The organism is Bacillus sp. 1A (assembly GCF_052682215.1).
Genome location: NZ_JBQYLZ010000001.1, coordinates 2671301 through 2685393, shown reverse-complemented (window position 1 = coordinate 2685393; position 14093 = coordinate 2671301). Strand labels below are relative to the sequence as shown.

The 14093-nt window shown below is 36.6% G+C and carries 14 protein-coding genes; 1 reads left to right on the top strand and 13 read right to left on the bottom strand.

The genetic code is table 11. From position 1 onward, the window contains the following. Window positions 1–8 precede the first annotated feature (8 nt). Window positions 9–371 (bottom strand): Asp23/Gls24 family envelope stress response protein, encoded by a 363-nt coding sequence (locus ACUN0F_RS13750; RefSeq protein ID WP_000021109.1) that lies wholly within the window; start codon window positions 369–371, stop codon window positions 9–11. A gap of 375 nt (window positions 372–746) precedes the next feature. Here ACUN0F_RS13750 and rpmB point away from each other — a divergent pair, with 375 nt between their 5' ends. Further along, on the top strand, window positions 747–935 hold the full coding sequence (gene rpmB, locus ACUN0F_RS13745; protein ID WP_000124776.1) for a 50S ribosomal protein L28: 189 nt from the start codon (window positions 747–749) through the stop codon (window positions 933–935). A 73-nt stretch (window positions 936–1008) separates the two neighbouring features. Here rpmB and spoVM read toward each other — a convergent pair whose 3' ends face one another. The 12 genes from spoVM to coaBC form a co-directional block, all read right to left on the bottom strand. After that, on the bottom strand, window positions 1009–1089 hold the full coding sequence (gene spoVM / locus ACUN0F_RS13740) for a stage V sporulation protein SpoVM (protein WP_001213599.1): 81 nt from the start codon (window positions 1087–1089) through the stop codon (window positions 1009–1011). Window positions 1090–1155: 66 nt separating this feature from the next. Then, window positions 1156–1836: a thiamine diphosphokinase gene (locus ACUN0F_RS13735; protein WP_002008369.1), complete on the bottom strand. Its 681-nt coding sequence runs from the start codon at window positions 1834–1836 to the stop codon at window positions 1156–1158. A 99-nt stretch (window positions 1837–1935) separates the two neighbouring features. Beyond that, window positions 1936–2580: a ribulose-phosphate 3-epimerase gene (gene rpe, locus ACUN0F_RS13730; RefSeq protein ID WP_000589963.1), complete on the bottom strand. Its 645-nt coding sequence runs from the start codon at window positions 2578–2580 to the stop codon at window positions 1936–1938. A gap of 2 nt (window positions 2581–2582) precedes the next feature. Then, window positions 2583–3464, bottom strand: a complete 882-nt coding sequence (rsgA, locus tag ACUN0F_RS13725; RefSeq protein ID WP_001113945.1) for a ribosome small subunit-dependent GTPase A — start codon at window positions 3462–3464, stop codon at window positions 2583–2585. Window positions 3465–3732: 268 nt separating this feature from the next. After that, the gene (gene prkC / locus ACUN0F_RS13720) at window positions 3733–5706 is read right to left on the bottom strand and encodes a serine/threonine protein kinase PrkC (RefSeq protein WP_000904763.1); all 1974 of its coding nucleotides are present in this window, start codon (window positions 5704–5706) and stop codon (window positions 3733–3735) included. An 8-nt stretch (window positions 5707–5714) separates the two neighbouring features. Further along, window positions 5715–6467 (bottom strand): Stp1/IreP family PP2C-type Ser/Thr phosphatase, encoded by a 753-nt coding sequence (locus ACUN0F_RS13715; protein WP_000648694.1) that lies wholly within the window; start codon window positions 6465–6467, stop codon window positions 5715–5717. A gap of 4 nt (window positions 6468–6471) precedes the next feature. Continuing rightward, window positions 6472–7560, bottom strand: a complete 1089-nt coding sequence (gene rlmN, locus ACUN0F_RS13710; RefSeq protein WP_000450539.1) for a 23S rRNA (adenine(2503)-C(2))-methyltransferase RlmN — start codon at window positions 7558–7560, stop codon at window positions 6472–6474. A gap of 4 nt (window positions 7561–7564) precedes the next feature. Continuing rightward, window positions 7565–8899, bottom strand: coding sequence for a 16S rRNA (cytosine(967)-C(5))-methyltransferase RsmB (gene rsmB / locus ACUN0F_RS13705; RefSeq protein WP_001249653.1), 1335 nt, complete (start codon window positions 8897–8899; stop codon window positions 7565–7567). Further along, window positions 8896–9840 carry a methionyl-tRNA formyltransferase gene (fmt, locus tag ACUN0F_RS13700; protein ID WP_000598793.1) on the bottom strand — a complete coding sequence of 315 codons (945 nt, stop codon included), beginning with the start codon at window positions 9838–9840 and terminating at the stop codon, window positions 8896–8898. The genes rsmB and fmt overlap by 4 nt, the downstream gene beginning before the upstream one ends. A gap of 23 nt (window positions 9841–9863) precedes the next feature. Beyond that, window positions 9864–10334, bottom strand: coding sequence for a peptide deformylase (def, locus tag ACUN0F_RS13695; protein WP_000279468.1), 471 nt, complete (start codon window positions 10332–10334; stop codon window positions 9864–9866). An 11-nt stretch (window positions 10335–10345) separates the two neighbouring features. Continuing rightward, window positions 10346–12751: a primosomal protein N' gene (priA, locus tag ACUN0F_RS13690; protein WP_000666705.1), complete on the bottom strand. Its 2406-nt coding sequence runs from the start codon at window positions 12749–12751 to the stop codon at window positions 10346–10348. Then, entirely contained in the window at window positions 12748–13953 is a 1206-nt protein-coding gene (gene coaBC, locus ACUN0F_RS13685; protein ID WP_000911721.1) for a bifunctional phosphopantothenoylcysteine decarboxylase/phosphopantothenate--cysteine ligase CoaBC, read from the bottom strand. The genes priA and coaBC overlap by 4 nt, the downstream gene beginning before the upstream one ends. Window positions 13954–14093: the final 140 nt, after the last annotated feature.

Sequence of the window (14093 nt, the reverse complement as noted above, 5' to 3'; positions counted from 1 at the left end):
AATGCACATTACAAGTTTATTACTTTAACTCCTTGTACGTAGATGTTTACAGAATCTACTGCTAGTCCTACAGTTTGATCTAATGTATATTTCACTTTCGTCTGCACGTTATGTGCTACTTCTGAAATTTTCGTACCATAGCTCACAATAATATACATATCAATATGTACTTCATCTTCATCTTTACGAACAATAACACCTCTAGTGAAGTTTTCTTTTCGTAAAATGTCTGTTAAACCATCTTTTAACTGATTTTTTGATGCCATACCTACGATACCGTAGCAATCTACTGCGGCACCTCCAGCAATTGTTGCAATTACATCTGTACTAATATCAATTTGACCATACTTCGTTTTAATTTCAATTGACATCTCGTTTCCCCCTTCATGAATGGTGAAAGTGAGCTAGACTACTTTAGTTACTATCATATAATCTTTTTAAAGAAAATTCCATCGTTCTTTCTTTTCACTCTCATATTTTATGTTTTAAATCACATTTTTTATGATGAGCAAAATAGTCCATTGTTATTATACAACATGTACCACTATAATATGTCAAGCAATTTTTCTTGATTTCAACTTTTCATCATCGACATATGGTGTCAAGTAATTTTTCTTGATTTCTTTTTTCTACGGTGTTGCATTCTCTTTTTAGTTGTGTTAAATTATAGTAGTGTTTTTAGCATCGCAAAAAAGACTAACATTGAAAAATTACGTATGGTAAGGTATCAAGGGAGGGAAATATAAATGGCTCGTGTTTGTGCTATCACTGGAAGAAAAGCTCGTTCTGGTAACTCTCGTTCTCACGCAATGAACGCTACAAAACGTAAATGGGGCGCTAACCTTCAAAAAGTTCGCGTACGCATCGACGGAAAAGTTCAACGTGTTTACGTTTCTGCTAGAGCATTAAAATCTGGCAAAATCGAACGTGTTTAATAATAAAAAAAAGAGCCGATAGGCTCTTTTTTTACTATGACAATGGAAAAAGCACCGGTAATAGGTGCTTTTTTTAATCTTTTTTGAAGGTATTTAACATGGCACGAACAATTCCACCAAGAAATTTAGGTAACTTAATTGTATAAAATCTCATGGTTTCCCTCCTAATCCCCATTACTCCACTTGTTTACTATATGATGTAAGGAGCAAAATTGTTTCTTTAATCAGTGCTTCTTATCACCATTAATATGCCAGAAGTAAATGAAAAAGTACCTTTTTCCTCAACGAGTTCATTACTAATACAAAGTGTTGATCCCCATTCTATTGTTTTATTAGTTAGAGGATACTTAAAACCAAGTAATGTAATCCCTTCTACTATTTCAGTAACCGGCACAAAAGATACATAAGGGAAATTTTTATTTTCTTCAATTATATGTGTACCCACTTTTTTCACGCTTATTTCATTTTTATTGTCTACAATACACATTTCTATCCCTACTTCTAACCCTCTTAAAAGCATCTGTATATTTGCTAAACCGTGATCCAGCCTTCCACCGGTGGCACCAAAAATACGAATCAATATCGGATTTTGTTCTAACGCCCAATTAATCGCAATTTCTAAATCTGTTTGATCTTTTTCACGAGGAACAATATGTAAGTCATTTGTTTGCTGGCCCATCCATACTAATTCCTCTTCAGTAACTGAATCGTAATCTCCAAATGCAACAGCTGGAGTAATCCCTCCTTTTAATAGACGATATACTCCTCTATCAACTGCCGCCCACACTACTTTCTCATTTTCATATCGAGAAAAATCTGCACAATATTCCGCAGGTCCACCCGCTAAAATATGAATAATCATGTTTCCTTCCCCTTCTATTGTAAAAAGGCAATCTGCCATTCGGTAGATTGCCTTTTTACATATTTTTTCTCTATCCTTTATAAATAGTGAAAACTTACTACACTAGCAGTTTCACTAGGATAAAGACTCGTTCATTCATTATCCACGAATGACACGAATTGCTTCACCACGGTCTTTTTGATTGTATACTGCTGATCCAGCTACAAGTACATTTGCTCCTGCTTCAACACAAAGTCGTGCTGTTTCAGTGTTTACACCACCATCAACTTCAATTTCTACTTCTAGATTGCGCTCTTTAACCATTTCTGCCACTTGTTTAATTTTCGGTAATACAGAATGGATAAATTTCTGTCCACCAAATCCAGGGTTTACTGTCATAAGCAATACCATATCGATATCTTCTAATACATGCTCAATCGTCGAAACTGGCGTATGCGGATTTAATACAACTCCCGCTTTAATGCCATGAGACTTAATTAGCTGAATTGTACGATGCAAATGAGGGCACGCCTCTACATGAACAGTAATAATATCCGCTCCCGCTTTTGCGAAAGTCGGGATATAGTTATCAGGATTTTCAATCATTAAATGTACATCTAATGGTAAAGATGTAATTGGACGGATAGCTTCTACAATTAATGGTCCAATCGTAATATTTGGTACGAAATGTCCATCCATTACATCGACGTGAATGTAATCCGCTCCACCTTTTTCTACATCTTTAATCTCTTCCCCTAATTTTGAAAAATCTGCTGATAAGATCGATGGTGCAATTTTAATCATAACTAATACCTCGGCTTTCTCTCTCTAATTTCTTCTACGAATTGTTTGTAATTTTTATAACGATATTCTGTAATCTTCCCTTCTTCAACTGCTGTCTTCACAGCACATTTCGGTTCAGAAAGATGTGTACACCCTCTAAATTTACAGTATTGGCTCGCTTCTTTCAACTCTGGAAAACAATATGTAAGATCTTCTACCTCTATATCTATGAAATCAAGTGAACTAAAACCAGGTGTATCTGCAACTAGTCCGCTTCCAACCGCAATTAATTCCACGTGTCTTGTCGTATGTTTCCCACGTCCTAAATGCGAAGAAATATCATTCGTTTTCAGTTCTAACTCTGGACGTAAAACGTTAAGCATAGAAGATTTTCCAACACCAGATTGCCCTGCAACGACAGAAATACAACCTTCTAAGAATGGTTTTAAAATATCAATACTTTCCGATGTATTTATAGAAGTAAATAATACATCATATCCCATTTCACGATAGTCATTTGCATAAGATTCAACAGTCTCTCTCATTTTTTCATCCACTAAATCCATCTTACTAATGCAAATAATCGGCTTAATGTTATGATATTCAATCAGCACTAAAAATCGATCTAATAGTCCCGGATTAAAATCTGGTTCTACTGCAGAGAAAACGAGAATTGCTTGATCAACATTAGCAATAGGAGGCCTAACAAGTTCATTTTTCCGATCAAATACTTCAAGCACATATCCTTCAGTTGGATTATCTGCTTGAAAGACAACTTGGTCTCCTACCAGTGGCGTAATTTTATTTTTTCTGAACACACCACGCCCACGGCATTGTGTAATCCCTTCTTCATGCTGCACATAATAAAATCCACTTAGAGCTTTTACAATTTTTCCTTCTGGCATATAATTCTCCTTTATTTTGTATAAAGTGAAGCTGTCATTAATATTAAATGGTTTAAAATTCTTTAAATACTTATTTCAAAACCCGTCATATATACAAGTTAATATATTTAATCTACCATCAAATTTAAAATATTATTTATAACAGTATCACTTTTATAGCTTTTTGAATCATATATTTTTGCCTGTCATACAGTCCACTATATGTAGACAGCATAACAGGCAAGAGTAATACATTCCATCCCCTCTAGAAAGAAAATGGAAGTCATTATTATTGAGTTGGGTATGGTACTTCTTTGTCGATAATCGTTACACCATCTCGTACAATTTTATAGTGTCCTTTTGTACCTTCTTGAATTACAAATTCTAAAGAAATAGTTGCCGACTCTGAAATTGTTCTAGTTTCAATTGGTCTATCCATTTTTTGTTGCATATCTTCTTTATAAATTTCTATTGTTTGCGGTTTTTTCTCACCAATTATAGAAGACTCATACGGAATAGAAATATTATCCACTTTCACTGTTTTCGTTACTTTCGGCTTAGGCCCCTCTGAGATGATAATCGTCACTTTATCTCCTTCTTTTAACGGCGTTCCTGGTTTTGGAGATTGCGAAATTACAAGTCCTTTATCAACAGTATCGGAATACTCTCGTTTTATATCTGGAGTTAGCTTTCTCTCATTCAAATAACCGTTTACGCTATTTTCAGTCCATCCTGAAAAATCACCTGGTCTAATTTGATAAGGACCTTTACTTACCCAAATTTTCAGTTCTTGTTCCGCTTCTACTACCATTTGATCAGGCGTCGGAATTTGCTCTACGATTTCACCTTTCGGCCTATCATTTTCAATATAATTTATTGTAACTTGCTTATATTTTTCTTCTAATTCATTCCTTATACTCTCAAAATCTTTTCCTGTGAGATCACTCATCTTACTTTTCTTTTTTCCACCTGATTGATAGATAGTAATTTTAGAGTTTTCTTTCACGACTCTACCTGCCACAGGGTCTGTTTTTATCACATCACCTGCTTCAACATCATCTGTATATACAATGTTAGGTTCCGTAACCTCAAAACCCTTTTCAACTAATTTATTTACTGCTGTCGTATACTTCATACCAGCCACATCAGGGACTTTTACATCTTTTGGAATAAAGAATCCCGGAATAACAGTAAGCGCTAACGTTATTCCAATTGCTAAAAGTAAAAATGTCGTAATTAAAACTTTGATCCATTTATTACTTCGCTTTTTCTTCTTATTTAATTCCGTTTCTTCTTTTCTTTTCTGTTCATCCACTTTACTTCCTTTTAAAACAATTGTTTCATCAGTTACATTTTCGAATAATTGTTCTTGTTGAATAATTGGAATCGCTTTTGTCGCTTCCATATCTTCCGGTATGTAAAATGGCTGCTCATTTATCCTCTCTGGATATAGCGCAGTTTCAATATCTCGTTTCATCGCATTGGCAGATTGATATCGGTGAAACGGATCTTTCGCAGTTGCCTTTAATATAATATTTTCGACACTTTGCGGAATATTTTCATTCCATCTCTTTGGAGACGGAATTTCACTTTGTAAATGTTTTAAAGCTATAGCAACAGCAGATTCGCCAGAAAACGGTTGTCTTCCTGTTAACAACTCAAACATAACGATTCCTAGGGAATAAATATCTGATTGTTTATTTGCTATCCCGCCGCGTGCTTGTTCTGGTGATAAGTAATGCACCGAACCGAGTACCGAATTTGTATGTGTAATTGTTGTTGCACTTGTAGCTGTCGCAATTCCAAAATCTGTTACTTTTATTACTCCATCAGCTCGAATTAAAATATTGTGCGGTTTAATATCACGGTGCACAATTTCAAAATGATGGGCGTGTGCCATGGCGGATGTTAACTGCTCCATAATATCAAGAGCTTCTCCTATAGGTAACATCCCTCGCTCAATTATGTATTGCTTCAATGTTTGTCCTGGTACATACTCCATTACAAGATAATATATACCATCTTCTTCTCCGACATCATACATATTCACAATATTCGGATGCGACAACGTTGTAACAGACTGCGCTTCTCGATGGAAACGTTTAATAAACTCTTCATTATTTGAATAGTCGAGTCTTAATATTTTTACCGCTACATCTCGGCCAAGTATATCATCATGAGCTAAATACACATTGGCCATTCCACCACCACCAATCATTTTCAGCAGCTTATAACGGTCATTTAAGCGTTTTCCAATCAGCACGTTGCACTTCACCTACTTTCGTTTGTCGAACCCGCATAATCAATAAGAACAAGGGTGATATTATCTTCCCCGCCACGATCATTCGCCAATTGAATGAGACGTTGTCCCTTAGTTTCAAGCTGTTCATTTAACTGTAAAATTTGTTGCATATCAGCAATAGAAACTTTGTTAGATAACCCATCCGAGCAAAGAAGTAACTGATCATCTTCCTCAAGCACCAATGTTTTAACATCTAATCCGACTTTTTCTTCTGTTCCTAATGCCCTTAACAAAACATTCTTTTTCGGGTGATATTCTGCGTCTTCTTTTGAAATTTCACCATGTCTTACAAGTTCATTTACAAGTGAGTGATCTTCCGTTACAAGCGAGATTTCTCCCTCTGATACCATATAACAACGACTATCTCCTATATGACCTATTGTCACAAAGTTTGGCGTACAAATCGCTATTATAAGTGTTGTTCCCATACCATTACATTCTACATGTTGCTTAGAGTACTCATATATACGCTCATTAATAATCCCAACACTCGTATGTAACCACTCTTCTACTTTTTTTGGTTCATTCATATTATGCGTTTGCTTCCAATAATCATGGAATAATTGAATGGTCATCGAGCTAGCTACATCACCAGCTCGATGACCTCCCATTCCATCTGCTACTACCGCTAAAATATTTCCATCTAAATTGTGAAAAACTCCTGCACTATCTTCATTATGTTGGCGAACTTTTCCTTTATCTGATAGAAACACGGCTTTCATCTCGTCACCTCGTCTCTTCTTTACGCTCCTTCGCACGTAACTGACCGCAGGCTGCATCAATATCATGACCTTGTTCACGGCGAATTGTTACATTCACTCCACGATCTTTTAACGTTTTTTCAAATAAGAAAATTTGTTCACGTGGCGTACGTACATAATCACGTTCAGGTACGTAGTTTACCGGAATTAAGTTTACATGACATTTTACACCTTTTAAAAGCGCAGCAAGTTCTTCAGCTTGCTCAACTTGGTCATTTTCTCCTCCAAATAAGCCATATTCAAACGTAATACGACGCCCTGTTCTATTTACATAGTATTTAACAGCTTCCATTAAGTCTGGTAGCTTATAAGCACGGTTAATCGGCATTAATTTTGAACGTAACTCTGTATTTGCAGAATGCAATGAAATCGCAAAATTAATTTGCATATCTTCTTCAGCGAACTTATAAATTTTTGGAACAATTCCACTTGTTGAAACTGTCATATGTCTTGCACCAATATGAATTCCTTTTTCATGGTTTACAATGCGTAAGAATGACATTAAGTTGTCGTAATTATCAAACGGCTCTCCAATTCCCATAACAACAAGCGAACTTACACGTTCTTCTGTTTCATCAAGTGCACGTTGCACTTCTACTACTTGCGCTACAATCTCTCCAGCCTCTAAGTTTCGTTTTAACCCACCAAGTGTAGATGCACAGAACGTACAACCAATACGGCATCCAACCTGTGTTGTTACACAAATAGAATTTCCATATTCGTGTCGCATTAACACTGTTTCAATAGAATAACCATCATATAATTGGAATAAGAATTTAATTGTTCCATCAGAAGATGTTTGTTTTACCAATGTATTTAAAGTAGTAATATCAAAGGAATTCGACAATTTATCGCGTAATCCTTTAGAAAGATTCGACATGTCGTCATAATTTTTTACACGTTTTTTATATAGCCAATCAAAGATTTGTCCTGCACGGAATTTAGGTTCTCCTTGTTCCTTTAACCAATCTTGCATTTCATGAAGTTGTAAAGAATAAATTGATGGTTTCTTCGTTTCTAGATTTTTCTTTTGTTTTCTCACAGTCGTTTCCACGATGCTACACCTTCTTCCTTAAACAAGCAATATAAAAGCCATCTGTTGCAAAATAATGCGGTAAAATTCGTACTTGACCTTCATCAATATACGGATTTAACTTTTCTGGCATGCGATCTTTTATCGTAGTATCCCATTCAAATTCAGGATGCTCTTGTAAAAATTGCTTTATTACTTGTTCATTTTCTATTTTTTCTATTGTGCACGTACTATAAACAAGGCGACCACCTTGTTTTAATAACGGTGCTATTTTTTCTAGTATTGCAAGTTGAATCGTCGATAATCTTTCACTATCGCCTTTATTTTTACCTAACTTAATATCAGGTTTACGTCTAATCACACCAAATCCAGAACATGGTGCATCTACTAATATTTTATCAAATGTTTCATTTGCAAAGTGTTCTTGCACTTTTCTAGCATCTAGTGCTTTTGTTTCGACATTTTCTAGACCAAGTCTCTCTGCTTGTTGTTTAATTAAACGTACTTTGTGTGCATGTAAATCAAGAGACATAACTTGACCTGTTCCTTTTAATCGCTCTGCAATGTGCGTTGTCTTTCCGCCCGGAGCAGCACAACTATCAAGAACTTCATCTCCCTCATTCGGTTCTAAAGCGCGTGCTACAAGCATAGAACTTTCATCTTGAATAGAAAGAAAACCTTTTTTGAACGCATCTGTATGCGCTACATTCCCTCTTTCAATTTGAATTGCATCCTCTGATAAATCGCCGCGCTTCGCTTCTATACCTTCACCAGCCAACAACTCAATTGCTTCTTCTACTGTTATTTTATCAACATTTACACGCGCTGTTGGTACCGGGGGTAACATGTTCACTTCACACATTTTCTCTGCTGTCTCTAAACCATATTCAGAAGCCCAGTCTTGCACAAGCCACATTGGATGACTTGTTGCAATTGCCAAACGTTCTATTGGATCCTTGATTTCATCTACAGAAGGTACCCCTTCTCTCTGAATCGAACGTAATACCCCGTTTACCATACCAGCAATCCCTTTATGCCCGCGACGCTTTGCAATTTCAACTGCTTCATGAATAGCCGCTCTTTCTGGCACTCGGTCTAAATAAATCATTTGATATAAAGATAAGCGAAGTAATACTCTTACCCACGCCTCAACCTTCTTTTTTAAAAAAGGCTGTAAATAATAATCTAATGTGTCACGACGTTGAATCGTTCCATATACAATTTCAGTTAACAAACCAATATCTTTTCTATCAATTGCATTTTTTTCAATTAGATTATTTAAAAGTAAGTTACTGTATGCACCACTTTTTTCTACTTGAATTAAACCATCAAGAGCTAACTCACGAACATTTTGTCTCATGCATTTTCTCCTAACTTCGTTCCAATTTCAGGTTTTGTGCCACGTAAAAATTGCGAACAACTCATACGTTTTTTACCAGAAGGTTGCAATTCAGTGATTTTAACACCTGTCTCATTCCCTGTTGCAACAACAAATCCATCTTCTTCAAGAGCTACTATTGTACCTGGTTCAGCTTTCTCTGTAATAGAGACCTTCTCTCCCCACCATACTTTAATAACTTGTCCTGCCAAAGTCGTATAAGCGACTGGCCATGGATTCAATCCGCGAATGTGATTGTATACTTCTTCACCTGTTTTTGTCCAATCAATTTTCTCTTGCTCACGTTTTATATTATATGCAAACGTTACTTCTTCTTCGTTTTGTTTAATTGGTTCTAACTTACCTTGAATTAATAAAGGTACTGTTTTAGATAGAAGGTGTGCCCCTGCTTCACTTAACTTATCGAATAAAGAGCCTGTCGTTTCACGCTCTTCAATCTCGACTTCTACTTGCGTTAAGATATCACCAGCATCCAATTTCTCTACCATATACATAATTGTAATACCCGTTTTTTCTTTACCTTCCATAATTGCATAATGGATTGGTGCACCACCACGAAGTTCAGGTAGTAAAGACGCGTGGACGTTAATACATCCATACTTCGGTGCTTCTAAAATTTCATTTGGTACAATCTGACCGAAAGCAGCTGTTACAATTAAATCTGGCTCTAATGCCAAGACTTGTTCATATTCGTCTTTTTCACGAATTCTTAACGGTTGTAACACCGGAATACCATGTTTTTCTGCTTCAACTTTAACAGGTGTAGGTGTTAATACTTTTTTTCTACCTACCGGACGATCAGGCTGCGTCACAACACCTATTACATCATAGCCATCTTCGATAAGACGACGAAGCACCGGCACTGAAAAGTCCGGTGTTCCCATAAATACTACTTTTATCATTCAAAAACCGCTCCTTTTAATACCTATTCTAATTCGTTTTCCTCATAATATCTTGTCACTTTCGATGTAAATAACACACCGTGTAAATGATCGATTTCATGTTGAATTGCACGTGCTAAAAATCCTTCTGCTTCTAGTAAAAATACTTTACCTCGGCGATTTTGCGCACGTACTTTAATATAATCCGCACGTTCCACTTCACCATAAAGTCCCGGGAAGCTTAGACAGCCTTCGGGACCTACTTGTTCACCACGTTTTTCTAGTATCGATGGATTGATTAACTCGATTTTCCCCGTATCATCACCGATATCAACTACCGCAACTTGCAAGCTTACACCTACTTGAGGCGCAGCTAAACCGACTCCGTCCGCAATTAACATTGTTTCATGCATATCTTTCAACAATTTCACTAACTTTTTATCAAAGTTAATTACTCTTTCGCATGGTGTTTCTAACACTTCATTTGGATGCTTTACTATTTCTAAAACTGCCATATTTCCCTCCGCTACATTAACATTGTTGGATTAAAATCAATTGAGATTTGTAGCTCTTTTTGCATTTCTGCTTGATAATGTTCATTTACCATTTTGAGCACGTTCTTTAAGTTTGGTTCCCGTTTGTATTTTATCATGCATTGATAACGATATCTATCTTTTATCCTTGGAATTGCTGAAGCAACCGGTCCTAACACCATCGTTTGCTCTGTGCAGTGCGCCCGTAAATGACCGACAATTTTTTCCGTCACTTGCACTGCCTTTAATAATTCTGGATGAGATACTGTTACAAGCACAACATAGTAATAAGGTGGATATTGTCTTGTTCGTCTCATTTGCATTTCTTGGTCAAAAAACACATCATATTGTTGGTTCTTTGCTAACTCTATACTGTAATGTTCTGGCGTATACGTTTGAATTATAACTTCCCCTGGCAATTCATGTCTGCCTGCTCGTCCACTTACTTGCGTCAATAACTGATACGTCTTTTCACTCGCTCGAAAATCAGGCAAGTGAAGCATCGTATCTGCAGTTAAAACCCCGACAAGAGTTACTTTAGGAAAATCTAATCCTTTCGCAATCATTTGTGTTCCAAGTAGTATATCTGCTTTTTCTTCCCCGAACGCCTTTAATAATTTTTCATGCATTCCTTTGCGACTTGTCGTATCTACATCCATTCGAATGACTCGTGCCTCTGGAAATAGTTTTGTAATTTCTTCTTCTACCTTTTGTGTACCTGTACCAAAGAAACGAATATATGTACTTTGACAAGCAGGACACGCAGTCGGCATATTCTCTTCGTGACTGCAGTAATGACATTTTAAACGATGGTTCATTTTATGATATGTCAGCGAGATATCACAATGCGGACATTGTACAACATACCCACAATCACGGCACATAACAAATGTAGAATGACCTCTTCTATTTAAAAAGAGCACCATCTGTTCTTTCTTTTCTAATCGATCTGCTATTTTTTCATGCAATGCCTTCGAAAACATGGAACGATTCCCGTCACGAAGTTCCTCACGCATATCAACAATCTCTACTGTTGGTAACGCTTGTTTATTCATACGTTTTTCCATCGTTAGTAATTCATACACACCTTTTTTCGCTCTTGCAAACGATTCAAGTGTCGGTGTTGCACTACCAAGAACGATAGGACATTTATGATATTGCCCCCTCCAGACAGCTACATCCCTTGCATGATACCTCGGATTATCTTCTTGCTTATAGCTCGATTCATGCTCCTCATCAATAATAATAATCCCTAAATTTTCAAAAGGAGCAAATACAGCTGAACGTGCACCAACTACAACTTTCACTTCTTTTCTTAAAATCTTACGCCATTCATCATATTTTTCTCCAACAGACAGCGCACTATGAAGAACCGCAACTTGCGAGCCAAATCTGCCTTTAAAACGATCTACCATTTGAGGCGTTAGTGCAATTTCAGGAACAAGTACAATAGCTTCTTTCCCTTTCGCGAGCACCGCTGCTATAGATTGTAAATATACTTCTGTTTTTCCGCTTCCTGTAACACCATATAGTAAAAATGGATTGTAAGTTTCATTTGTAATTGATGATAAAATCGGTGCAATAACTTGCTTTTGTTCCTCCGTAAGTGGGAATGGTTTCGTTTGTTCAAAATCATCATCGTCATACGGATTTCGGTACACTTCCACATACTTTTCTGAAATTAGCCCCTTTTTAACAAGTGCTTTAATCGGAGCGTCTGTTATTTGCAACTCTTCTGTTATCACTTTCAACGGCACACTTTTATAATTTTCCACAAAATAATAGAGTACATCTTGTTGTTTTTTACTTTTCAGTTCAAATGCTGCTAATTCCAATTTATCTTCTAACAACTCCGGTTGAACGACTCTTTGTTTCTTCTTTTGCACTTTATCTTTTACCTGATAAACAACTTCAATCGTGCCATTTTTAATTTCTTGTTGAATCGTGCGGTATAGATGCGGCTGCGTCTCAATAGCTTCCCAATCTATCGCTTCTTTGTCCTGAAATAAAAACAGTAGTTCAGGTGCTACTTCTTCTTGTTTACGAAGTTGTAGACGCTTTTTATACGTAGCTTTTATCGCCGTTGGAAGCATGACTTGAAAGGCTGAAATCATATAACATAACGTTTCGCTTGTAAGCCAATATCCAAGCTTTAATAATTCCTCGTTTAAAACTGGTGTTACATCTAATATTTCATGGATTGTCTTTAGCTTCTTACTTTCTACTTCAGCCGAATCTTTGATGCCAATAATAAAGCCTTGCAATTTCCTTGGGCCAAATGGAACTACTACACGCATGCCTGTCTGAACAATATCTTCCCACTTTTTAGGGATAATATAATCAAATGGTCGATCTGTCTGACGTGCAGGTACATCAACAATTACACTTGCAAATTTCATAGACGATCATCTTCTAACATCATTTCAATTTGCTTTAATATTTCACGAGCAACCTCTTTCTTCGTTAAAAGTGGTAACTCGATAACTTCTCCATCTTTTCTATACATTGTTACAATGTTTGTATCTGTACCAAATCCAGCTCCTTGTGCCTTTACATCGTTCGCAACAATCATATTCGCATTTTTCTCACGTAATTTTTTTGTTGCGTATTCCTCTACCTTTGTCGTTTCAGCCGCAAAACCGATAAGTAACTGTTTATCCTTCATCTCACCTAACGTTTTTAAAATATCTACTGTTCTCTCGAGTTCGATTACAGCATCACCATTTTTCTTTTTCATTTTATTATCATGAACATATTTCGGGCGATAATCTGCAACTGCTGCTGTTTTAATGACAACATCTACGTTTTGATACTGTTGCAGAACTACTTCTAACATATCTTGTGCAGATTCCACTTGTACCGTATTTACATGTAATGGTGGGTTTAATGCTGTCGGTCCCGAAACAAGTATGACATCAGCACCTAAGTTCGCTGCCACTTCCGCAATTGCATATCCCATTTTCCCAGAAGAAAAATTGGTCATAAAACGCACTGGATCAATCTTTTCACGAGTTGGGCCAGCAGTTATTAATATTTTTTTTCCTTGCAACGGTTTTTGTTCGGAAAAAGCCTCTTCTAACCGTGCAATAATTGCTTCCGGTTCTTCTAGTCTTCCCTTCGCAACATAACCACACGCTAAAAAACCTTCTCCAGGCTCAATAAATGTATATCCTAACGTTTTCAACGTCATCATATTTTTTTGTACAATTTTGTTTTCATACATATGCACATTCATAGCAGGTGCAATCCACACTGGGGCTGTAGTAGCTAACAAAGTAGTTGTAATCATATCGTCTGCAATACCACCAGCTAACTTCCCAATACAATTGGCAGTAGCAGGTGCAACAAGTACTACATCTGCCCAATCTGCTAAATCGATATGTGCAATAACAGCCGAGTCTTTCTCATCGAATGTATCTGTATATACGTCATGGCGAGAAAGTGCTTGAAATGTAAGAGGCGTAACAAACTTCATTGCCGACTCACTCATCATTACTTTTACAATAGCACCAGCCTGTGTCAATTTACTAGTTAACGCAGCCGCTTTAAAGACCGCAATGCCTCCTGTTACACATAGAAGTATCTTTTTCCCTTTTAGCATATGGCTCGTCCTCTTTCTTTTTCAAACTTATAATACTGAAACAGAATTCCCAGCTCATCAGTACCAATATTTCTTCCCTATCGTAAAAAAATAACAACCTACTTGTAAATAGGTTGTTACCGTTACATAGAAAATTATAA

What these genes read in the sequence shown, in the direction of transcription:
- ACUN0F_RS13750 (WP_000021109.1), bottom strand. Translation starts at nt 371, where the DNA reads ATGTCAATTGAAATTAAAACGAAGTATGGTCAAATTGATATTAGTACA.
- rpmB (WP_000124776.1), top strand. Translation starts at nt 747, where the DNA reads ATGGCTCGTGTTTGTGCTATCACTGGAAGAAAAGCTCGTTCTGGTAAC.
- spoVM (WP_001213599.1), bottom strand. Translation starts at nt 1,089, where the DNA reads ATGAGATTTTATACAATTAAGTTACCTAAATTTCTTGGTGGAATTGTT.
- ACUN0F_RS13735 (WP_002008369.1), bottom strand. Translation starts at nt 1,836, where the DNA reads ATGGCAGATTGCCTTTTTACAATAGAAGGGGAAGGAAACATGATTATT.
- rpe (WP_000589963.1), bottom strand. Translation starts at nt 2,580, where the DNA reads ATGATTAAAATTGCACCATCGATCTTATCAGCAGATTTTTCAAAATTA.
- rsgA (WP_001113945.1), bottom strand. Translation starts at nt 3,464, where the DNA reads ATGCCAGAAGGAAAAATTGTAAAAGCTCTAAGTGGATTTTATTATGTG.
- ACUN0F_RS13715 (WP_000648694.1), bottom strand. Translation starts at nt 6,467, where the DNA reads ATGAAAGCCGTGTTTCTATCAGATAAAGGAAAAGTTCGCCAACATAAT.
- rsmB (WP_001249653.1), bottom strand. Translation starts at nt 8,899, where the DNA reads ATGAGACAAAATGTTCGTGAGTTAGCTCTTGATGGTTTAATTCAAGTA.
- fmt (WP_000598793.1), bottom strand. Translation starts at nt 9,840, where the DNA reads ATGATAAAAGTAGTATTTATGGGAACACCGGACTTTTCAGTGCCGGTG.
- def (WP_000279468.1), bottom strand. Translation starts at nt 10,334, where the DNA reads ATGGCAGTTTTAGAAATAGTAAAGCATCCAAATGAAGTGTTAGAAACA.
- priA (WP_000666705.1), bottom strand. Translation starts at nt 12,751, where the DNA reads ATGAAATTTGCAAGTGTAATTGTTGATGTACCTGCACGTCAGACAGAT.
- coaBC (WP_000911721.1), bottom strand. Translation starts at nt 13,953, where the DNA reads ATGCTAAAAGGGAAAAAGATACTTCTATGTGTAACAGGAGGCATTGCG.